Source organism: Bradyrhizobium sp. SZCCHNGR1005 (assembly GCF_032489995.1).
Classification (GTDB): Bacteria; Pseudomonadota; Alphaproteobacteria; order Rhizobiales; family Xanthobacteraceae; genus Bradyrhizobium.
This window is the reverse complement of the sequence record NZ_JAUEZC010000001.1, coordinates 207,568-227,436: the sequence shown is the minus strand read 5'-3', so window position 1 is coordinate 227,436 and position 19,869 is coordinate 207,568. Positions and strand designations below refer to the sequence as shown.

Below are 19,869 nucleotides of genomic sequence, written 5' to 3'. Positions count from 1 at the left end.
GATCACGCTCAAATCTCGCGCGCCTGTTTGCGTACCTCGTTTGCGATCGGGCGCAAGGATTCGGCCGGCGCCTGGCCGACCAGGCTATAGCCGATGCCGCCATCGGCCCAGACCAGGCCGCCGACATCGCCTCTCGATTGCGCCATCATCGGCGCGTTCTGATCGGTCTTGTTCATCGGCCGCGTCAGCATCACCAGCCTGTCGCCATGGTCATCGTCGTACATGAACATCGCGGCGGGGCCATGCGACGTCGGGACCAGACGTCCGCCCATCAGCCGGTAACCCGCAGCGGCGAGGTCCGGCACCTTTACCGGCTGGTGCAGACGGTTGGAGACCCATTGCGTCAGTTGCACAGTGTCGGAGGCGCGAAGCTCCACCGGACGCACATGGTCGGGCGCATAGACGTGATAGGAATCGGTGGCCTCCTGCGCGAGCGCGATCAGCCCGCCAGGGGCAGGCTGCAGCGAGTTGCGCGCCACCCAGCCGCCGATGCCGCCGATGCACAGCAGCAGTACCGCGGCGGCGGCCCATTGCAGTGGCAAGCGGCGGCGCCGGCGCGCTTCGATCATGCGCGCGAGATTGAGCGTGGCGGGCAGCGGCTCGTCGGCCACTGGCGCCAGCGCCGCGCGCAGCCGTTCGCGCTGGTCGGCATAGCCGAGAATGCGCTTGGCGATGTCGGGGTGGTCCTCCAGATAGGCTGCGACCTCGGCGCGCCGTTCCGGCGCAAGCGCATGATCGACATAGGCGTGGAGGTCATCTTCCGCGATCGGACGCTGGTTCATTTCACGCTCCGAAGTGGCACGACATTGCCGGACAGAGACGCCGTTCCCTCGATCTCCCGCTGCAGCCGCTCCCGCGCGCGCGACAGCCGCGACATCACGGTGCCGACGGGGATGTTGAGGACCTTGGCAGCCTCGGCATAGGACAGATCCTCCACCGCAACCAACAGTAGTACCGCGCGCTGATCGTCCGGCAGGTTGGCGAGCTTGTTGAGCACGTCCTGGTACATCAGGTTCTGATCCTGCGTGGCTGCGGCGCCGAACTCGCCCTCAAGCGTCTCTTCAAGCGCAATATGGACCCCTCGCGTCTTCGTTTGGCGGAAGCGATCGATCGCGAGATGATGCAGGATCGTGAACAACCACGAGCGGACCTCGCCATCGCGCCGTTGCGACCAGCGGCTGATGGCCCGCTCCAGGCAGTCCTGCACCAGATCGTCGGCGCTGGCGCGGTCGCGCATCAGCGCCCTGGCGTAGCGGCGGAGCGCCGGGATCAGCGGCTCGACCTCTCGTAGCATCTGTTCCATCGAACTCAGCTCCGCCGCCTTGATCCGCTCACTCGGCCTGGATCTGCACCACGGCGCCCGGCGTCGCCGGCTCGCCCGATGCGATCACCAGATAGCGCCGCTCGGCACCCCGCGGCTGCACCACGATCTGGCGGATCGGACCGGCCGCATTCACGATCGCCGATCCCGCCGGATTTGTCATGAAGGAAGACAGCGGTTGCAGCGATCCAGTGCCGTCGGCGCGCTCGGCGAGCGCCAACACGTATTTCTGCTTCGGCTGCAGCCCCGTCACCGAAGCCTGCAGGATCTGGATCAGGCCCTGATCGAACAGCGACACGCTGGTTGCTCCGCTGCCCTCCTTGACGCGCTCCTTCGGCGCGAGCGTCAGATGCGCGACCTGACCGGCGACGCCGATCGGCTGCAGATTCTGGCGATCGTCCGCATTCGGTGCGGCGTTGGAGACATAGGCGATGGCCTGTGGCGCCTGTCCGATCGGGACGTTCGCGATCACCGTGTTGGTCGCGGTGTCGATCGCCGCGAGCGCGTCGGCATTTTCCAGCCCGACATAGATGCGACTGCCGTCGCCGGACGGCCACACGCCATGCGGCAGATTGCCGACCGGGATGGTCGCGACTTGCGAGAAGTCATCGGTGCGGAACACCTTGACTTGGTTCAGCCCACCGACGGTGACATAGGCGAACGTGCCCTTGGGCGTATGGGCGAAGTTGACGTGGTTGGTGATCGGACCGGTGTCGATGGTCTTGAGCAGGTTGAACGGCGGCTTGGCATCGAACACTTGGGTGCGGCCGACATCCTTGAGCGTGAACCAGACCTGGTTGCCGTCCGGCGTCGCGGCGATGTTCGGGCAGAACGGGCTCTCTTGTTTCACCTTGGCGACGATCTTGTGCTCGGCGACCGAGATCACCGCCGTCTCCGGGGTGAAGGACGAGCAGACATAGCCGTATTTGCCGTCGGGTGAGAAGATCTGCATGCCGGGACCGTTCGCCATCTTGATACGCGCCTTCTCCTCGAACGTCTTGGCGTCGATCACGGAGACGTAGTCCTCGCCGCGAACGGTGACCCAGACCTCGCATCCGTCGGGCGTGTAGAACGCTTCGTGCGGGGAGCGCCCGACATAAGTGATGTGCTTGACCGCGTTGGTCGCCGTGTCGATGAAGGTCACGGAATTGGAGCCGATCGACACCACCGCGAGCGTGCGGTGATCGGGCGCATACCCCATGCCGTGCACGAGCACCTGGCCCTTGTAGAGCGGGCTGAAATTACCAGGCTGCGGATCGCCCAGTTTGATGACGCCGAGCAGCTTGTTGTCGACGGGATCGGTCACGGAGACCGTGTTGGAGAACTGTTCCGCGGCATAGACGCGGTCGTGATGGCTGATCGGAACCTCGGACGCGGCGAGGGTGCCAGGGGCTTGTCCGGCCCACGCGGCGGGACACAGCGCAAGCACGGTGCCGGCCAGAAAGACGGTCTTCAGGGCGTTCATGATGGACTCCTATTTCATGTCTGGCGACATGGTCATTGGCATGCCGTTATGGTGGCCGGAGGAAGCGGTGGGGATTGAGGCAGGCGCCGGTTGGGTGGGCGCTGGCGTTGCGGTGGTCACGGCTTCGCCGATCGCAAGCTTCATGGCGTCGATTTCCTGCAACTGATCGACGATGATCTCCTGCGCGATGCGCCTGAGCTGCTCGTTCTTGCCATAACGCAACTCGATCACCGCCATGTCGATTGCGCCCTGGTGATGCGGGATCATCATCGCGGTGAAGTCCCGATCGATGTCGCCGGATGGCTTGGCCGCCATATCGTTCATCATCTTGGTCATGGCGGCGTCATTTTCGTCGAGGAATGCGCGTTCTTCGGTCGAGGCGGCGATCGCGTGGCCGGGATGCGCTTCATGCGCAAAGACGAGGGGAGGCAGCGCAAATGCGATCAGCACGCGCGCGGCAAAGATGGCCTTGGCAGAAGTTGGTCTGAGACAACGCCACATGGATCAGCTCCAGGACGGCTTCAGGTGGACCGGCGCGGACCGCGCGCTGCGGGGGCATGCCAGATGCGGAACGGGGTGGGGCATCTCAAACTCCATGTCGGATGGCACGGATGATGACGCTGGCGGTCCGCTTCTATTCCGTCCGTCACGCCATTTTTCCGCGGCTATCGTCCGAGCGGAGGTGCGGCCGGGGGCGCAACCGGAAGATTGCAGCAGGCTCAAACGGATAGAGCGGGCGGCAGCCCCTCCCGGGAGCGGCCAGTCAGTCGATGACAAGGCGCATAGGAACCAGCCGTGCGCCACAACGTTTGTCGCCAGGGGCCGCCGTGGGAATTGACGGGCGCATGAACATCTTTGATCCGCAAGGACCGATCGCCGCGGCCGAAAAGACCCTCCTGATCGACTCGGTCGCGATCATGCTCGCGATCATCATCCCGACGATCATTGCGATCTTCGTGTTCGCCTTCTGGTATCGCGCGTCCAATGCCAGGGCGAGCTACATGCCGAACTTTGCCTATTCGGGCCGCATCGAGATGGTGGTCTGGTTCATCCCGACGCTCACCATCATCCTGCTCGGTGGCGTTGCCTGGATCGGTTCGCATGAGCTCGATCCCGGCAAACCGGTGCCCGGCACCGGCGTGCCGATCCGTATCCAGGTTGTCTCGCTCGATTGGAAATGGCTGTTATCTATCCGGATCAGCGGATCGCAACCGTCAATCACCTGACCGTGCCTGTCGGGGCACCGCTGCGCTTCGAGCTCACGTCGGGAAGCGTCATGACCGCCTTCTTCATCCCGCAGCTCGGCAGCATGATCTACACCATGAACGGCATGGTCACGCGGCTCGAGCTGCGTGCGGACGAGGAGGGGACCTACAAGGGCCTGGCTGCGCAATTCAGCGGCGACGGCTTTCCCGAGATGATGTTCGACACCCAGGTGATGTCGCAGGTGGCGTTCGACGACTGGGCTCAGTCGACGGCGCGTAGTACCGAGGTGCTCGACGAGACCGCCTACAAGAAGCTTGCACAGCAATCGATCGAGAAGACGAAGACCTATCGCCTCGATGATCCCGAATTGTTCGGCAAGATCGCAACCCAGAAGATTGCTCCGGCACCAGGACCGCAGATGAGCGCGAACGAGGTGAGGCCGGAGGGCGGAGCCCGCAATGTCAGGTGAGCTTGTTCAGATCCCGCTATCTCGCCCGTTTTCTGCATTTCGGCGCGGCTGGGCAGGAGATGCATCATGGCGATGACGGCAACTGCGGCGGTCAGCGTTGGAGCCAATGCCGACCCGCATCAGTTGCGCGTCACCGAGCATGGAGGGCCGGCACCGAAGCGGATCGTGACCGGATTCGGCTTCTGGATATTCCTGCTCTCCGACATCGTGATGTTCTCCTGCTTCTTTGCCAGTTACGCCGTGCTGGTGGGGCAGACGGCGGGTGGGCCAAGCGGAGCGGAGCTGTTCGACCAGAGAAGCGTGGCGATCGAGACCATCTTGCTGCTGCTGTCGAGCTTCACCTGCGGCATGGCGAGCATCGCCGCCGACATGCGCAACGCGCTGTGGTTTCAGATCGCGATGGCGGTGACCGCCGTGCTCGGTGCCGGCTTCCTGTTGCTCGAGGCACGCGAGTTCACAAATCTGGTGGCGCACGGCAACGGTCCGAGCCGCAGCGCCTTTCTGACCGCCTTCTTCACGCTGGTGGGCTGCCATGGCCTGCACGTCAGCGCCGGCATCCTCTGGCTCTTGACCATGATGGCCCAGGTGGTCGCCAAAGGATTCCGCGCCGACATCCAGCGCCGCATCCTCTGCTTTGCGCTGTTCTGGCACGCGCTGGACATCATCTGGGTCGCCGTCTTTTCCGTCGTCTATCTCATGGGGACCGCGGCATGAGCGAGCATTTGGACTACGAGCCCCTCGGCCATCACGGCGACCTCGCACCGGGTGAAGAGGAGCCCATGAGCTTAGGCTCGCGCCTGCTCGGCTATGTCGTCGGCCTCGCGCTTGCGCTGTTACTCACCGCCACGTCGTTCTTCATTGCCAATACTGACCTGGTCTGGCAGCCGTCGATACCGGTTGCGTTGATCGTGCTCGCGATCGCACAGATGGGCGTGCACCTCGTGTTCTTCCTGCACATCACGACCGGGCCCGACAACACCAACAACGTGCTCGCGCTGGCGTTCGGGCTCCTGATCGTGTTTCTGGTCGTCGGCGGCTCGTTCTGGATCATGTCGCATCTGAACCACAACATGATGCCGATGGATCAGCTGATGCAGATGCAAAGATAGGGACTGAGTTTACTTGCTCTTTGGCGCCCTGCAGTTGAAGGCACGCCGGAAGCCGGCAGCGCGGGCGTCATCCTCCGAGCAGAACCAGCGATCGGGCTCGGCCAGAGCGGGATAGCTCGGGCACCCCTGCAGATGGTAGACGCCGACATTGCCGGTGAACCGTGCCCGCACCGCGAACTTGGCCTTGATGCTGCAGCCCGGCGGCATGGCCGGCGCGTCCGGAAACAGCACGGCACGAATCTCGCGGTCGCGGTCGGCGCGGCAGGAGGCGCCGAGCAGCGGGCCGTCCTTCTTGTCGCTGCGGAATTCGCTTGGGGCAACGAAGCAGCCCTTCCAGATGCCGCGCCAGCCGTCCTTGGCTGTGGCCACGTCGTCCTTGACGTGAACCTTCGCCGCCGGTTCGGCACTGACGGCGAAGCCAGCGCGCGCGATCTGCTGGTTGAGGCTCACGGCATCACTCTCGATGAAGCAGGCGCCGATGCGACGGCCCTTGCGCGCCTTATCCGGACCGAGATCATCGCAACGCACGGGGCGGCCGCCGATCAGCCTGGCGAGTTGGTCCCGCGCCTCGATGCCGCAGGTCCATGAATCAGCGTGATCGTCGATGCAGAGCTGGTCGAATTCAGGCGCATCAACGCCGTCGAGCCGAAACACGGTGTTCCCAAGCTGGATGGTGTCTCCATCTTTCACGATGGCGCTTGCGGCCGCTGCCGGGCCGCTCGCTTCGAGCAAAATAAAAATCAACGAAAATGCAAAAAGCCGGCTCGGCGCGCGCATGCCTTCCCCCTTGGTCCATGCCGGTCACACGCTAGCACATCAGAGCGTCGCAGAACCAATCGCTGCGTCATGACGGTTGCATCGGCACCGAGGGAGCGAGTGCGTTTCGAATCTCGGGTCATAGTTGCGCGAGTAGCCCCGAAATCCGGAACTGAGTGGGCAAGCGGGCACGCATGTGTGCGCCACGTTAGGCGCGCGGCGTTGGAGCGCAGAGCGCCATGAGCGAATTGCATTCGGTTCGCAACGGATTTGTTTACGAATCTGTCTAAAGAAAGCGGCACGACCGGACCATCCATCGAGGCCCGGCGGGGGGTTAAATGATGCAAACCGACGATCGTTCGTTGATGCGCGCAAAGTTTGCGCCGCCGGCGGAGAAGCCGAAACACGCCGGCATGTCACGCCGGAGCCTGCTCGCAACGGCTGCGTTGCTGATTACGACATCCGGGGCGACCGCCAAGGTCGTCACCAAGGTGCTGCCCTGGCGGCCGAACGAAGTCTATCCGGTGACGCCGGTGGTGCCCGGCGGCTGGCTGTTCTTCACCGCGGATGAAGCCGCTGTCGTCGACGCCATCGTCGACCGCCTGATTCCGACCGACGAACTCGGGCCTGGCGCCAAGGATGCGGGCGTCACCACGTTCATCGATCGTCAACTGACCGGCCCCTATGGCGGTCATGACTGGCTCTATATGCAGGGACCGTTCTCGTCCAATCCGCTGCCGACGCAGGGCCTGCAATCGCCGCTCACGCCGCGCCAGCAATATCGCCAGGGGCTTGCAGCGCTCGCGGCCTATTGCAAGGCGAACTACGCAGGTCGCGGCTTCATCGACCTCACCAATGAGGAGAAGGAGAAGCTGCTCTCCGGTATGGAAAAGGGCGATGTGAAGTTCGAGGGCTTCTCCAGCCGCATGCTGTTCAGCACCGTTTATGCCAATACCATGGAAGGCTTCTTCGCCGATCCGATCTATGGCGGCAACAAGGACATGGCGGGCTGGAAGCTGATCGGCTTCCCCGGTGTCCGCTACGACTATCGCGATGTGATCGACAATCCGAACAAACCGTACACGCTGCCTCCGGTCAGCATGCAGGGCCGTCAGGCCTGGGGAGAACGCTGACATGGCCCGCCGTCTTCCACACAAGGACGTTGTCATCGTCGGTCTCGGCTGGACCGGATCGATCTTGGCGCTCGAGCTCGCCCGCTCCGGCCTCAATGTCGTCGCCATCGAGCGCGGCCCCTGGCGCGACACTGCCACCGACTTCAACATCGGCACCGCACCGGATGAGCTGCGCTACGCCGTCCGTCACGACATCTTCCTGCGCCCGCGGCAGGAAACACTGACCATGCGCAACAACTCGTCGCAGACCGCGCTGCCGATTCGGCGCTGGGGCAGCTTCCTGCCGGGCAATGGCGTCGGCGGCGCCGGCTCGCACTGGAACGGCCACACCTGGCGCTTCCTCCCCGATGATTTCCGCATCCGCAGCCACATGATCGAGCGCTACGGCGAGAAGATCATGCCAGAGGGGCACCAGATTCAGGACTGGCCGATGAGCTACGATGAGCTCGAGCCGTTCTATGACAGGTTCGAATATACGCTTGGCATCTCGGGCAAGGCCGGCAATCTCAAGGGCGCGGTCCAGCCCGGCGGCAATCCGTTCGAGGGTGTGCGCACCCGCGAATATCCGACGCCCCCGCTGAAGCAGGGCTATGCCCAGGACCTGTTCACGAAGGCGGCGAGCGGGATGGGCCTGCATCCGTTCCCGCGTCCGTCCGCGAACATCTCGACCGCCTACACCAATCCGTATGGCTGCAGCATGGCGCCTTGCACCTATTGCGGCTTCTGCGAGCGCTTCGGCTGCGCCAACTACTCGAAATCATCGCCGCAGACCTGCGTGCTGCCGGCGCTGGTGCGCGAGCCGAACTTCGAGGCGCGTACCGAATGCGAGGTGATGAAGGTCAACCTCAGCGGCGACGGCAAGACCGCCAAGGGCGTCACCTATGTCGACGCCAATGGCCAGGAGTGGGAGCAGCCCGCCGATCTGGTGTTGCTCTGCGCCTACGGCCTGTTCAACGTGCGGCTGCTGCTGCTGTCCGGCATCGGCAAGCCCTATGACGCGGCGAGCGGCGAGGGTGTGGTCGGCCGAAACTACGCTTATCAGACCGGCTCCGGCTCGACGGCGTTCTTCGAGAACGTCAACTTCAATCCGTTCGCTGCCGCCGGCTCGCTCGGCGCGGCGATCGACGACTACAACAGCGACAATTTCGACCACGGCCCGCATGGCTTCGTTGGCGGCGCCAACATCACCTGTGGCTACACCAACGGCCGTCCGATCATGTACCACCCGACACCGCGCGGCACCCCGACCTGGGGCTCCGCCTGGAAGAAGGCGGTGCGCGAGACCTATCAGCGGGTCGTCAGCCTCGGCGCGCAGGGCAGCGTGATGAGCTACCGCGCCAACTATCTCGACCTCGATCCGACCTACAAGGATCAGTTCGGCCGGCCATTGATGCGCATGACGTTCGACTTCCAGCCGAACGAGATCAAGATGGCCAATTGGATGGCCGAGCGCTGCGACGAGATCGCCAAGGCGATGGGAGCCAAGACGACGCAGGTCAACCACCTGCGCACGCCGTGGAACGTCGTGCCCTATCAGAGCACGCATAACACCGGCGGCGCGGTGGCGGGCGCCGATCCCAAGACCAGCGTGCTGAACCGCTACCTGCAGTCTTGGGACGTGCCGAACGTGTTCGTCATGGGCGCCTGCACGTTCCCGCAGAACGCGGGCTACAACCCGACCGGCACCGTCGGCGCGCTGACCTATTGGGCGCTCGATGCCATCCAGAACAAATATCTGAAATCGCCTGGGGCACTGGTGTAGCAAATGAGCTCGATCGTGAAGCAACAACACACAGGCCATTTGGGCCGCCTGCGCCCATGGCTTGCCTTGGCCATGCTGGCGCTTCCAAGCGCTGTGCTCGCGGACCCTGATAATTCCGTCGAGCTTGCGCGCGGCAAGGCGCTGGTCACGGCCGGCGACTGCGTCGCCTGCCATACTGCGCCGGGCGGGGTGCCGTTCGCGGGCGGGCTCGCGTTGCAGACGCCGTTCGGCGCCATCATGACGCCGAACATCACGCCCGATAATCCGACCGGCATCGGCAGTTGGACTGCCGACGATTTTGCGCACGCCATGCACGAGGGCAAACGCCCGAACGGAACGCGGCTCTATCCGGCGTTTCCCTACACCGCCTACACCAAGGTGACGCGGGCGGATTCGGATGCGATCTTCGCCTATTTGCGCTCGCTGGAGCCGGTGTCGAACAGCGTCAACCGCAGCACGCTGCCGTTCCCGTTCAATATCCGCAGCTCGATGGCGGTCTGGAACGGGCTGTTCTTCACGCCCGGCGAGTTCAAGCCCGATCCGACCAAGTCGGAGGAGTACAATCGCGGCGCCTATCTGGTCGACGGCCTCGGCCATTGCGGTGCTTGCCACACTCCCTTGAACGCTTTCGGCGCCAACAAGGCTGACCGTTATCTGCAGGGCGGCGTGGTCGACAATTGGACCGCGCCCAACATCACCAACGATGCGCAGGCGGGGCTCGGCAAGTGGTCGGTCGATGAGGTCGTGCAATATCTGAAGACCGGGCAGGCGCGCGGTGTGATCGCCTCGGGGCCGATGAAGGATGTGGTCGAGAACTCGACCGCCAAGATGCCGGACGCCGACCTGAAGGCCATGGCGGTGTATCTCAAGGAGCGCGGCGCGGTCGGCCCGTCGGCCCCGAGCCCGCTGGCGGCGAGCGACAGCCGGATGAAGGTGGGCGAGGCGATTTTCATCGACACCTGCGCGGCCTGTCACGTCCGCAGTGGCGATGGCATTCCGCACGTCTTCCCGAAGCTCGCGGGCGCCACGATCGCGACCCAGGAGGATCCGGCCTCGCTGGTCCATATCGTGGTCACCGGCGGCCAGGCGGCGGCGACGGATACGCATCCGACCGCTCCCACCATGCCCTCGTTCGGCTATCGGCTGAGCGATGAGCAGATCGCAGCCGTCGTCACCTATGTCCGTAACAGCTGGGGCAATGCGGCTTCGCCGGTGACGGCCGATACGGTCAAGGGCATTCGCGCCAAAGTGACCGGCGCGGCGGACTGATCCGCTACGCCGCGCGTAACGATCGATCCATCACGGCGAACGAGATCGCCGTGATGGATTTTTTATTTGGAGGCGCCGCCGCGGGCCACTCAGGCCGCCGCAAAGGCGAGATCATCGCTCCGGGTGACGCGCGAGATGCGCGGGAAGATATGGCGCACGGCCAGCTGATGCAGCTCTGCCGACACGCTGGTGCAGAGATCTTCCGGGATGACGACAGCATAGCCGTGCTCCCAGGCCAGGCGCGCCGTGGACTCCACGCCGAAATTGGTCGCGATGCCGCCAAGCACGATCGTCTTCACGCCTCGGCGGCGCAGCTGCAGATCGAGCTCAGTGCCGTAGAACGCGCCCCATTGTCGTTTGACGATGGTGACGTCTCCCGCCTGCTTGAGATCATCGACCAATGTGCCCCAGTTTTCCGGCAGGCCGCCTTCAGGCCGGGCCATCGGCTGATCGACCGGCTGCGACGGTGCGTCGGCGAAATCGTGTGCAAAGTCCACGCTGACCAGCACGACCGCTGATCCGGCGCTGCGGAAGCGACGGGCCACTTCGCGGCCGCGTTGCGCGACCTCCGTGCCGGGACGGGGAGCGAGGGGCAGGCCGACGATGCCGTTCTGAAGATCGATCAAGACCAGTGCGGTGGTTTGGGGATCGAGCGTGATCATGAGGCACGGCTTTCAGTTCACCCGGCGATCGAAGGAGGTGACCGCCGGGGCGGATAGGCTATATTTGAGGAGCCCCTCAAATAGGGATAGTTGAGGATGTCCTCGCAAAAGTCAAGAGAGGTCCCAGCGGCCGCTCAGCCCACGCGACAGCGGGGCCATTTGCGCGTCGCCGCCATCTTGGACGCCGCAACCGCGCTATTCGCGGCGCGGGATTACGACGCCGTGACCATGACCGAGATCGCGGCGCGCTCGGCGACTGCGATCGGTTCGCTCTACCGCTTCTTTCCGACCAAGGAGCTGCTGGCCGATGCGCTGCTCGCGCGCTATGGCGAGCGCCTCGAAGCCGAGTTGGCTGAATTGGCCGGGCGGGCAGGTCGCCTTTCCGCGGCGGAGTTGGCGGCCGGCATCTGCGACACGATCGAGGCGCGCGCAATCGAACGCTCCGCAGCGGTGACCTTGGTGGAGGCGCGCAGCAACACCGGCGCGCAGCGCGCCCGCATTCGCACGCTGATGCTGGACCGCCTGCGCTCGATCGTCCGCGCTGCCAATCCTGAGCTGTCGATCGGAGATTTGGAGGTGAGGGCGAAGGTGCTGCTCGGTCTCGTCAAGGTAATCACCATCAATGCCGAATGGGCCGACGACGATGTGCGCGCCGAAACCCGACGGCTGATCGAGGTGTATATCGCTGCACGCATCATGCGGTCGTGACCGAACTGTGCTCTTGCGTCGCCTCGGCTTGCTACCCATCTGACGTGGCGAAGGAAATTTCGCCATGTTGGACTTTACCTCTGATTTTCCCGGCGACGGAGCGGCGCCGGCGCAAGCGTCTGACGCGTCGCCCGCCAACGATCAGGCGCTGCTGGACGCCTATTCAAACGCCGTCATCGATGTCACCGAGCGTGTCGGCCCTGCGGTCGTGCGCGTCGAGACCGGGCCCAAAGCAGGGACGACTGCCGGCAGTCGCGGCGAGCGCGGTGGGCTTGGCTCGGGCATCGTGATCTCGCCTGATGGTCTCGTGCTGACCAACAGCCATGTGGTCGGCAACTCCAAGGTCATCCGGCTGCGAGACACCGAAGGTGTGGTCACCGATGCGCAGGTGCTCGGGGTCGATCCCGACACGGACCTTGCGCTGTTGCGTGCCAACCATGCGCGTGACCTCCGCTATGCGGCACTCGGCAATTCCAAGAAGCTCCGCCGCGGCCAGCTCGTGGTCGCGATCGGCAATCCGCTCGGCTTCGAATCGACGGTGACCGCGGGCGTCGTCTCGGCGCTGGGCCGCTCGATCCGCTCGGTCTCGGGGCGCATGATCGAGGATGTGATCCAGACCGACGCCGCGCTCAACCCCGGCAATTCGGGCGGCGCGCTGGTGTCGTCTGCGGCCGAGGTGATCGGCATCAACACCGCCATCATCTCCGGCGCCCAGGGCATCTGCTTTGCGGTCGCCAGCAACACCGCGCAGTTCGTGCTGTCGGAGATCATCCGCCACGGCTACGTGCGCCGCGCCTATATCGGCGTCTCCGGGCAGACCGCGCCGATCCCGCGCCGGCATGCGGTGCTGGCTGGCGTCGAGAACAAGATGGGTGCGCTCCTGATGCAGATCGAGCCGGACAGTCCGGCGGCGCGCGCCGGCCTCTTGCCGGGGGACGTCGTGATCAAGCTCGACGGCGTCGAGATCAACGGCGTCGACGACCTGATCCGCGTGCTCGACCGTGATCGCATCGGCCGGACCTTGGCGATGGATGTGCTGCGGCTCGGACGGCTGCGCGGCATCGACATCCACCCCGTCGAGCGCAAGCCGGCCGCGCGGCAGCCGCTCGCCTCGTGATGTCTCCTTGCGGACCCGGTGATTGCCACGCGATGGCATGGCGCTTGCTTCGTTGAGGCCTTATTCTCTCGCTCTCGCAAGGGGATTTTCGGCCATGACGGATCACGCGCCATCAGCCACGGCAACTGTTATCGCCGAGCCGGAGCCGATCAATCTCGACTGGCCGAAGACTGCCCTTCTGATCATCGACATGCAGCGCGACTTCATGGAGCCCGGCGGCTTCGGCGAGACGCTCGGCAATGACGTTTCCCTGCTTGGCCGTGCGGTGCGGCCGATCGCCAAGCTGCTCGATGCCGCCCGCAACATGGGCATGCTGGTCATCCATACGCGCGAGGGCCATCTGCCCGATCTCTCCGATGCGCCGCCGGCCAAGGTCGAGCGCGGCGCGCCGTCCTTGCGGATCGGCGATCCCGGTCCGATGGGCCGCATTCTCATTCGCGGCGAGCCGGGTCACGACATCATTCCCGAGCTCTATCCGTTTCCGGGAGAAGTCGTGATCGACAAGCCAGGCAAGGGCGCGTTCTACGCCACCGAGCTCGGCGACGTGTTGAAGCAGCACGAAATCAGCAATCTCCTGGTATGCGGCGTGACCACAGAGGTCTGCGTCAACACCACCGTGCGCGAGGCCAATGACCGCGGCTATCGCTGCGTCGTCGTCGCGGACGGTTGCGCCTCGTACTTCCCCGAATTTCACGACATGGGCCTGAAGATGATCAAGGCCCAGGGCGGCATCTTCGGCTGGGTCGCGGAGTCCGGCGACGTTCTGCACGCGATGACGTCCTGATCGCGATGGCTTCGGAGCTGCGATCTCAAGCCGGCTGATCGAGATAGTAGCGGAGCAGGGCCTGACCGGGTGCCGACAGCCATTCCGGAGCACCCGTGATGTAGCCCTCGATCAGACCGCCGGTCCCGATCAGATAGGTGATCGGCATCGCCGTCAGCACGAAAGTGGATGCGTCGGGATTGGCCGGATCTGTTGCCGACGCATCCGGGTCGGCAAAGGAGAGGCGGGGCATTGCGACCTCCTGGGCATAGCGTCGGATGGTCCTGAAGTCGCGCTGGTCGGTGCAGACGGCCCAGACGTCGAGCCGCGGCAACTGCATGTGGTCGAGCTTGGCGAGCATCGGCAGATCGGTCTTGCAGGCCGCGCACCACGTCGCCCACAGATTGACGAGCGTGACGTGTCCCGGTTTCGGCGCGAGCACCATGGCCTTGCCGTTCAGGTCCTGAAGCCGGAGGGGCGCAAGAGGCTTGCGGGGCCGGACGATGATGAACTGGCTGCGCGCGGTGCCGAACACCGGCGGGTTCGGCTCCTCCGCGCGCACGCGCCCGGCGAGCAGCAGGGCGAGGCCGATCCCGGCGCCGTCCAGCAGCAGCTGCCGCCGTGCCCGGCCCATCGCCAGCGATGCGAGCTGATCAGCCATGGATGTAGGCCCAGCCCTTCATCTGCAGTTCGGCGACGCGGCCGATTCCGAATGGCACCAGCTGCGCGCCTTCGATCAGCTGGATGGTCATGTTCTCCTTGGCCTCCGCAATCGCTTTCGATGATGCGCACATGCTGAAGGCGATGTTGGGATACATCTGGCGCACGGCCGCCAGCGGCTCCTTGAGCTGCGACTTGTCGGCGCGAAACACGTCGATGCCTGAGCCATTGGCGACGACCTCGATCGGCAGTCTCTGTCGCTTGCTGGCAAAATGCTTGGAAAGATTGGCGGAGTAGCTGATGGCGTGCCCCATCACATGCGGATCGTTGCTGTCGATCAAGATGACGATCCCAGAGCCTGCGCGACGAGGAGCGAGGACGGGGACGGTTGGCGCTGCTGTCCCGATCGCCGCCGGTGCTCCGGCCAGGAAGCCGCGTCGTGAAAGATCGCTTGTCGGGTCACTCATCGAAACGGGTCTCGTCGTGAGAAATGGCCGACGATGACGGGTCGTCGTCGGCACGCCTTGGCGCGGAGATCTTGAGATCATGATGCGATCAGAAAGAATCGCATCATGATCTCATCTCTTTGATTGAGCGTGATTTTTTCGCAAACCGGTTTCCACTTTTCCGGATCATGCTCTAGCTTCGCGGTTGAACGGGCGCCTTGCGGCTGCGTCCCCACAGTACGAACAGCGACAGCCCGAGCAACAGCAGATTGAGCGGCGTGACTGCAGCTTCGCCCCGCGAGACGTGGAAGACGATCGCAAAGCACTGCAAGGTCGCGCAGCCCAAGGCTGCGAGCACCGTGAGCCCAGGCATGATGCGGGTCAGGGCGGGCAGCAGGATGCCAATGCCGCCGGCCAGATCGATCAAACCCATCACTCGCACGAAGCTCTCGGAGTGATCGCCGGCCCACGGGATCATCGCCGCAAGCTGTGGAATCGGCGTCAGCAGCTTCATCAGACCGGCTGAGCCGAACAGCAGAAAGATCAGGGTTTGGGCGATCCACAGGCCGATGCGCAAAGCAAGGGAAGGCTGGACCGGGGTAAGATCGGTGGTCGCGGTGGTGGACATGATCGGTCTCCAGAAGGGATTGCAATGTTGGACCAAGATTGATGATTTCTTCTGGTTTAATCATTATGCTAACGGTTGAGTGATCGTTTCCTATTGGTTGATGATAGATGGATACACTGGTCAGCATCCGGGTGTTCTGCCAAGTCGTCGAGCTCAAGAGCTTTGCGGCGGCCGCCGACCGACTGGGACTGTCACCGGCGATGGCTTCCAAGCATGTGATGCAGCTCGAACGACGGCTGTCGACGCGGCTGCTCAACCGGACCAGCCGGCGCGTCGGCCTGACCGAAGCGGGCATGGTCTATTTCGAGCAAGTCCGTCAGATGCTGGACTCGCTCGACGAGGTCGAAGCGGTCGTGAGCAGGGCCACCGTGATTCCGCGTGGGAGCCTGAAGCTGAGTGCTCCCGTGTGGTTCGCCAATCCGCATTTCGCGCGTGCGCTTGCGGAGTATCGCTCGCTCCATCCAGAGGTTCAGCTTGATATCGATCTGAGCGGCCGATTGGTGAACCTGATCGATGAAGGATTCGACCTTGCCCTACGGGTGACGCCTTCACTCGATGAAGGCCTGATCGCCCGACCGCTGACCAAGATCATCATGCAGTTCGTTGCCTCGCCGCATTATCTCGAGTCTGCGGGCCGTCCGAAGGCGCCGGCCGACCTTGGTCACCACGCCTTTCTGAAATATGCGTATTATCCCGTGCGCGAGATCACGTTGCCTGGCCCTGACGGCGAGGTGACGCTCGCACTCAAGGACGTGCTGCTCAGCGGCAACGAGACCCTGCTGCATCACGCCGCCGTGGCGGGCATGGGGGTTGCCGTGCTGCCAATCTGGCTGATTGCCGACGATCTCGCAGCCGGGCGGCTTGAGCCGGTGCTGCCGGAATGGACCACGATCGAGGCACAATTGTATGCGGTCTATCCAAGTCGGAAATATCTCTCGGCGAAGGTGCGGACCTTCATCGATTTCATTGCCGCTGATCCGCGCCTGAAACAGGCTGCCGCAGTCTCATCCGCCACGCGGCCAGCAGACGTCATGATGGCGAAGCGGCGCCCAGTGATCAGCAAAGGCAAGAGACGGGCCTGATGCTCACGGCCGCACGGCCGGGGTCTCCAGCGTCATGCCGTGGGCGCGCGACATCAGGTAGAGTTCGAGCGCGACCATCTCGTCCGAGCCGAAGTCGAAGGCTTGCGCGCGCACGCCGGTCATGCAGCCGCGGATGCGCCGGGCGAGCGAGCCCATCGCCTGCCATTCCAGCCGGTAGATCGGATAGCCGGTCGGCTGTCCTTGCGTGATCGCGGCGCCTGCAAGGTGCTTGTCCCAATTGTCGTCGTGGCAATTGGCGCAGGCGAGATTGAGCTGGCCCTCGCGCTGCACGAACAGATCATGGCCCTTGGCGATATAAGGCGCGAGGGCGGGATCGTCGCCTGTCGTGATCGGCAGCCCGCGCGATTGCCGCGCGACATAGGCTGTCAATGCGAGCAGCTCATGACTCTCGGCTGGAAACGGGGGCGCCTGCTGGTGATCCCGGCGGCAGAGATTGATGCGGCTTTCCAGGTCGACGGGATGCTGAAGTTTGGAGTCGAAGGCGGGATAGCGCGTGGCCACGCCTTGCATGCTGGACGCAGCGTCGCCGTGACAATCGGCGCAGGCCTTGCCGGCATCGCCTTGCTTGGCGGTCCATAGCGTTTCGCCTTCGAGGACCGCGAGCATGCCGGGATTGGCGGTGTCGTCATCCTGCATCTTCTTCGTGTCCGAAGACATGAAGCTGGCGCCCGAGCGTCGCTCGGCCGACGGGATCTCCGTCGCCAGCGCCGGCAGGGTGCCGAGCAAAGCGAAGGCGAGAACCGCAGCGCGCAGCCGCATCATTCCACCGTGATTGCGGCGGCGGCATTGGCGACGAAGCCGTTGTCGCCGATCCATTCGAATTCGAACTTGCCGCTCTCCGTCGCGACCGTGAAGAATGACAGGAAGGGATTGGCTGCGATCGCCGGAAACAGATCGGCGCGAAAGATCTCGGCGCCGTTGAACCGGCAGGTGAAGCTGGTGATGATGTCGCGCGGGATCATCTCGCCGGCGGCCGTGCGGCGGTAGCCCGGCTCCATGATGTGGCTCATCAGGGTCTTGATCTCGATGACTGCGCCGCGCTTGGCTTTCGGGGGCACATTGATCAGGGCTGCCATCACGGCACCTCCTCGGTGCAGGCGGTGAGCGTCACGATCACGTCCACGCTCGTCGACCAGAACGAACCGTCCGACAATCTGGCGATCGCGACCACCTTCTGGCTGTCGGCGAGCCGAATGCGGGTTGTGACCTGCGGGCGGCCCGCCCGCGGCGTCAGATAGAAATTGCCGATGTTCGGCTGCGGGTTCTTCTCGTTGAAAACGTGAATGCTCGTGACGTGGTCCGCATCCGTCATCGGGTGGTCGACGCTGACGGTCATCGGCACGGTGTTGCCGTTCTCGACCAGCGGCGGGATCTCGAGCTTGACCTTGCCCTGCTGGACGCTCGCTTCGCCGACCAGGTTGCGGATCGCGGAGGTCAGCATCGCCGGCGTCGTCTCGGCGCGACGCACAGTGACGATCGGCAAGCCGCCGCACAGCGCCGCCGTTCCTGCAAACTGCAGGACGTGACGACGTGAAACTTGTGACGTTATGGCCATCCGGTTCATATGGTCTCAGTCGCGCAAGGTTGCGAGATAGGCGACGATGTCTTCGATCTGTTCCGCATCGAGGATCGGCTTGCCTTGCCAATTCCGGCCGACCCGTGTCAGCCCGTCCATGCGATAATAGGACGGCATGATGGTGTCCGGATTGAATTTGGACGCATCGACCAGGCGCAGCCGCAGCTGCGGAATCGTCCAGCGGCTGCCGGCGCCCGCGAGATTGGGCGCGAGATCGCCCTGAAAGCGCAGTTCCGGGAATGGGCCGGAATGACAGAGGATACAGGTGGTCGTGCGGTCCACCACCAGCGCGCGCCCGCGTGCCGCATCGCCCGGCCGTCCGGTCAGCGACTCGGCAATTCCGTCGCCGGTGATCGTGGCGGACGTGCGCGTCTGCGCAGACGCCATATGGGACAGCGCGGCTGCCAGCACGACGATCGCAACCACCCGCCTAACCAAACGCATCACCCGTTAAGGTCTTGAACCAGGTCGCGGCCGTTGCGGCCTCCTTGGCGCGCATCTCGCGTGGCGCATCGAGCGGGCTGGTGCGGCTGCCTTCGACCTCGGCGAAGATCTCGCCCTTGGGCTGATAGACGCCGGCCAGCGAGAACCCGTAGCCGGGCGCGACAATGTTGTAGCAGATGCCGGTCAGCGTCGGCGTCTCCGGCGCCTTGCTCGCGAGATGCGCGACGATGGCTGCGGCGCAAGCTTTGCCCTGCGCCTGTGCCGCCGCCGCCGATTTCGGGATGCCGCCGCCGAGGCAGGCATCGCCGATCACATGAATGTCGGGGACGAGCTTCGATGCAAACGTCACGGGATCGATCGGACACCAGCCGGTGTGATCGGCCGCGCCGGCAAGTGCGGCAATGCGGCCGGCCTTCTGCGGCGGGATGATGTTCGCCACTTGCGGATTGTAGTTGCCGAACTCGGTGACGATGGTGCCGGCCGTAACGTCGACGGCGGTGACGCGTCCGCCTTGCGACAGCGAGATGCGCTCGATCATGCCGCCATAGAGCTGATCCCAGGCCTGCTCGAACAGCTTCTGCTGCGAGAACGTGTCCTTGGCATCGAGGATCAGCACCTTCGATCGCGGCTTGTTGGCCTTGAGATAATGCGCGATCAGGCTGGCGCGCTCGTATGGCGCGGGCGGGCAGCGCATGGGATTGGCGGGCACTGCGATCACGACGGTGCCGCCATCCTCCATCGCCTCGATCTGCCGCCGCAGCAAGAGTGTCTGCTCGCCGGCCTTGTAGGCATGCGGCATCCTGGCCGGCGCGGTTTCGTCATAGCCCTGCAGCGTCGTGAAATCGAGATCGATGCCGGGCGAGAGCACCAGACGGTCGTAGCTGAGCGCGCTGCCGTCGGCGAGCGTTACTTTGTGCGCGTGTGCATCGACCGCGGTCGCCGCCTGCACGATCACCCGCACGCCTTCATTTGCGATCTTGTCGTAGGTGAACTGCTGTGCGGTGATGTCGCGCAGGCTGGCGATCACCTCGTTGCTCAAGGGGCAGGAGGTGAAGGTCGGGTTGGCCTCGACCAGCGTCACGTCGAGATTCGGATTCGCCCAGCGCAGCCTCCGCGCGCAGCTGGCGCCGCCAAAGCCGCCGCCGATCACGACGACATGCGCCGAGGCTTTCGCCCTCAACACGTGGGGATAAGCAACGGCACTCGTGGTCACGGCCATTCCGGCCACGACCTGCCTGCGCGTCAGCGCCTGTTTCGGATCATTCGGCATGA

The 19,869-nt window shown here is 64.3% G+C and carries 25 protein-coding genes; 11 read left to right on the top strand and 14 right to left on the bottom strand.

Translation table 11 applies throughout. The features are described from left to right. Nucleotides 1-8 precede the first annotated feature (8 nt). Genes QXZ85_RS00985 through QXZ85_RS00970 form a run of 4 tightly spaced genes read right to left on the bottom strand, consistent with a single transcriptional unit; the run spans nt 9 to nt 3,287 of the window. Nucleotides 9-782, bottom strand: coding sequence for an anti-sigma factor (locus QXZ85_RS00985; RefSeq protein ID WP_315769267.1), 774 nt, complete (start codon nt 780-782; stop codon nt 9-11). Next, nucleotides 779-1,303 (bottom strand): sigma-70 family RNA polymerase sigma factor, encoded by a 525-nt coding sequence (locus QXZ85_RS00980; RefSeq protein ID WP_315707055.1) that lies wholly within the window; start codon nt 1,301-1,303, stop codon nt 779-781. The genes QXZ85_RS00985 and QXZ85_RS00980 overlap by 4 nt, the downstream gene beginning before the upstream one ends. A gap of 28 nt (nt 1,304-1,331) precedes the next feature. After that, nucleotides 1,332-2,786, bottom strand: a complete 1,455-nt coding sequence (locus QXZ85_RS00975; RefSeq protein WP_316173640.1) for a YncE family protein — start codon at nt 2,784-2,786, stop codon at nt 1,332-1,334. A gap of 9 nt (nt 2,787-2,795) precedes the next feature. Continuing rightward, the gene (locus tag QXZ85_RS00970; RefSeq protein ID WP_315741586.1) at nt 2,796-3,287 is read right to left on the bottom strand and encodes a DUF305 domain-containing protein; all 492 of its coding nucleotides are present in this window, start codon (nt 3,285-3,287) and stop codon (nt 2,796-2,798) included. A gap of 344 nt (nt 3,288-3,631) precedes the next feature. Between QXZ85_RS00970 and QXZ85_RS00965 the strand changes: the two genes are divergently transcribed. From QXZ85_RS00965 to cyoD, 4 genes are all read left to right on the top strand, one after another. Then, the gene (locus tag QXZ85_RS00965) at nt 3,632-4,012 is read left to right on the top strand and encodes a hypothetical protein (RefSeq protein WP_315741585.1); all 381 of its coding nucleotides are present in this window, start codon (nt 3,632-3,634) and stop codon (nt 4,010-4,012) included. Then, nucleotides 3,964-4,461: a cytochrome ubiquinol oxidase subunit II gene (locus QXZ85_RS00960; protein ID WP_315707051.1), complete on the top strand. Its 498-nt coding sequence runs from the start codon at nt 3,964-3,966 to the stop codon at nt 4,459-4,461. Before QXZ85_RS00965 ends, QXZ85_RS00960 begins: the two co-directional genes overlap by 49 nt. A gap of 66 nt (nt 4,462-4,527) precedes the next feature. Beyond that, nucleotides 4,528-5,175, top strand: coding sequence for a cytochrome o ubiquinol oxidase subunit III (gene cyoC / locus QXZ85_RS00955; protein ID WP_315741584.1), 648 nt, complete (start codon nt 4,528-4,530; stop codon nt 5,173-5,175). Then, nucleotides 5,172-5,570 carry a cytochrome o ubiquinol oxidase subunit IV gene (cyoD, locus tag QXZ85_RS00950; RefSeq protein WP_315741583.1) on the top strand — a complete coding sequence of 133 codons (399 nt, stop codon included), beginning with the start codon at nt 5,172-5,174 and terminating at the stop codon, nt 5,568-5,570. Before cyoC ends, cyoD begins: the two co-directional genes overlap by 4 nt. 9 nt (nt 5,571-5,579) lie before the next feature. Here cyoD and QXZ85_RS00945 read toward each other — a convergent pair whose 3' ends face one another. Next, nucleotides 5,580-6,347 carry a thermonuclease family protein gene (locus tag QXZ85_RS00945; RefSeq protein WP_315769265.1) on the bottom strand — a complete coding sequence of 256 codons (768 nt, stop codon included), beginning with the start codon at nt 6,345-6,347 and terminating at the stop codon, nt 5,580-5,582. Between the two features lie 344 nt (nt 6,348-6,691). Between QXZ85_RS00945 and QXZ85_RS00940 the strand changes: the two genes are divergently transcribed. From QXZ85_RS00940 to QXZ85_RS00930, 3 genes are read left to right on the top strand one after another with little or no spacing between them, the layout of a single operon-like run. After that, the gene (locus QXZ85_RS00940) at nt 6,692-7,459 is read left to right on the top strand and encodes a gluconate 2-dehydrogenase subunit 3 family protein (RefSeq protein ID WP_315707047.1); all 768 of its coding nucleotides are present in this window, start codon (nt 6,692-6,694) and stop codon (nt 7,457-7,459) included. Nucleotide 7,460: 1 nt separating this feature from the next. After that, complete coding sequence (locus QXZ85_RS00935) at nt 7,461-9,221, top strand: GMC family oxidoreductase (protein ID WP_315741581.1); 1,761 nt, start codon at nt 7,461-7,463, stop codon at nt 9,219-9,221. 15 nt (nt 9,222-9,236) lie between these two features. Then, nucleotides 9,237-10,490, top strand: coding sequence for a cytochrome c (locus QXZ85_RS00930; RefSeq protein ID WP_315769263.1), 1,254 nt, complete (start codon nt 9,237-9,239; stop codon nt 10,488-10,490). A gap of 89 nt (nt 10,491-10,579) precedes the next feature. On the opposite strand, the gene QXZ85_RS00925 is transcribed toward QXZ85_RS00930, so the two are convergent. Continuing rightward, the gene (locus QXZ85_RS00925; RefSeq protein ID WP_315764938.1) at nt 10,580-11,152 is read right to left on the bottom strand and encodes a hydrolase; all 573 of its coding nucleotides are present in this window, start codon (nt 11,150-11,152) and stop codon (nt 10,580-10,582) included. A 96-nt stretch (nt 11,153-11,248) separates the two neighbouring features. Here QXZ85_RS00925 and QXZ85_RS00920 point away from each other — a divergent pair, with 96 nt between their 5' ends. The 3 genes from QXZ85_RS00920 (at nt 11,249) to QXZ85_RS00910 (ending at nt 13,761) form a co-directional block, all read left to right on the top strand. After that, nucleotides 11,249-11,860 (top strand): helix-turn-helix domain-containing protein, encoded by a 612-nt coding sequence (locus tag QXZ85_RS00920; protein ID WP_315769260.1) that lies wholly within the window; start codon nt 11,249-11,251, stop codon nt 11,858-11,860. Nucleotides 11,861-11,924: 64 nt separating this feature from the next. Beyond that, nucleotides 11,925-12,977 (top strand): S1C family serine protease, encoded by a 1,053-nt coding sequence (locus QXZ85_RS00915; RefSeq protein ID WP_315769258.1) that lies wholly within the window; start codon nt 11,925-11,927, stop codon nt 12,975-12,977. Between the two features lie 94 nt (nt 12,978-13,071). Next, nucleotides 13,072-13,761: an isochorismatase family cysteine hydrolase gene (locus tag QXZ85_RS00910; protein WP_315765462.1), complete on the top strand. Its 690-nt coding sequence runs from the start codon at nt 13,072-13,074 to the stop codon at nt 13,759-13,761. 25 nt (nt 13,762-13,786) lie between these two features. Here the strand turns inward: QXZ85_RS00910 and QXZ85_RS00905 are convergent, their stop codons facing one another. The 3 genes from QXZ85_RS00905 to QXZ85_RS00895 all read right to left on the bottom strand — a co-directional run bounded on the left by QXZ85_RS00905 (nt 13,787) and on the right by QXZ85_RS00895 (nt 15,474). Continuing rightward, nucleotides 13,787-14,401 carry a TlpA family protein disulfide reductase gene (locus tag QXZ85_RS00905; RefSeq protein WP_315707040.1) on the bottom strand — a complete coding sequence of 205 codons (615 nt, stop codon included), beginning with the start codon at nt 14,399-14,401 and terminating at the stop codon, nt 13,787-13,789. Next, nucleotides 14,394-14,867 (bottom strand): DsrE family protein, encoded by a 474-nt coding sequence (locus tag QXZ85_RS00900; protein WP_315707039.1) that lies wholly within the window; start codon nt 14,865-14,867, stop codon nt 14,394-14,396. Before QXZ85_RS00900 ends, QXZ85_RS00905 begins: the two co-directional genes overlap by 8 nt. Nucleotides 14,868-15,039: 172 nt before the next feature. Then, a complete protein-coding gene (locus QXZ85_RS00895) occupies nt 15,040-15,474 on the bottom strand; it encodes a DoxX family protein (protein WP_315769256.1) in 435 nt (144 codons plus the stop codon). A gap of 107 nt (nt 15,475-15,581) precedes the next feature. Between QXZ85_RS00895 and QXZ85_RS00890 the strand changes: the two genes are divergently transcribed. Beyond that, nucleotides 15,582-16,556 carry a LysR family transcriptional regulator gene (locus QXZ85_RS00890; RefSeq protein WP_315769254.1) on the top strand — a complete coding sequence of 325 codons (975 nt, stop codon included), beginning with the start codon at nt 15,582-15,584 and terminating at the stop codon, nt 16,554-16,556. Between the two features lie 3 nt (nt 16,557-16,559). Here QXZ85_RS00890 and soxA read toward each other — a convergent pair whose 3' ends face one another. Genes soxA through QXZ85_RS00865 form a run of 5 tightly spaced genes read right to left on the bottom strand, consistent with a single transcriptional unit; the run spans nt 16,560 to nt 19,816 of the window. After that, nucleotides 16,560-17,339 (bottom strand): sulfur oxidation c-type cytochrome SoxA, encoded by a 780-nt coding sequence (soxA, locus tag QXZ85_RS00885; RefSeq protein ID WP_409998239.1) that lies wholly within the window; start codon nt 17,337-17,339, stop codon nt 16,560-16,562. After that, entirely contained in the window at nt 17,336-17,653 is a 318-nt protein-coding gene (gene soxZ / locus QXZ85_RS00880; protein ID WP_315769252.1) for a thiosulfate oxidation carrier complex protein SoxZ, read from the bottom strand. The genes soxA and soxZ overlap by 4 nt, the downstream gene beginning before the upstream one ends. After that, complete coding sequence (locus QXZ85_RS00875; RefSeq protein ID WP_315741576.1) at nt 17,653-18,141, bottom strand: SoxY-related AACIE arm protein; 489 nt, start codon at nt 18,139-18,141, stop codon at nt 17,653-17,655. The genes soxZ and QXZ85_RS00875 overlap by 1 nt, the downstream gene beginning before the upstream one ends. 6 nt (nt 18,142-18,147) lie before the next feature. After that, nucleotides 18,148-18,597: a sulfur oxidation c-type cytochrome SoxX gene (gene soxX / locus QXZ85_RS00870; RefSeq protein WP_409998241.1), complete on the bottom strand. Its 450-nt coding sequence runs from the start codon at nt 18,595-18,597 to the stop codon at nt 18,148-18,150. Further along, complete coding sequence (locus QXZ85_RS00865) at nt 18,584-19,816, bottom strand: FCSD flavin-binding domain-containing protein (protein WP_409998240.1); 1,233 nt, start codon at nt 19,814-19,816, stop codon at nt 18,584-18,586. Before QXZ85_RS00865 ends, soxX begins: the two co-directional genes overlap by 14 nt. Nucleotides 19,817-19,869 lie beyond the last annotated feature (53 nt).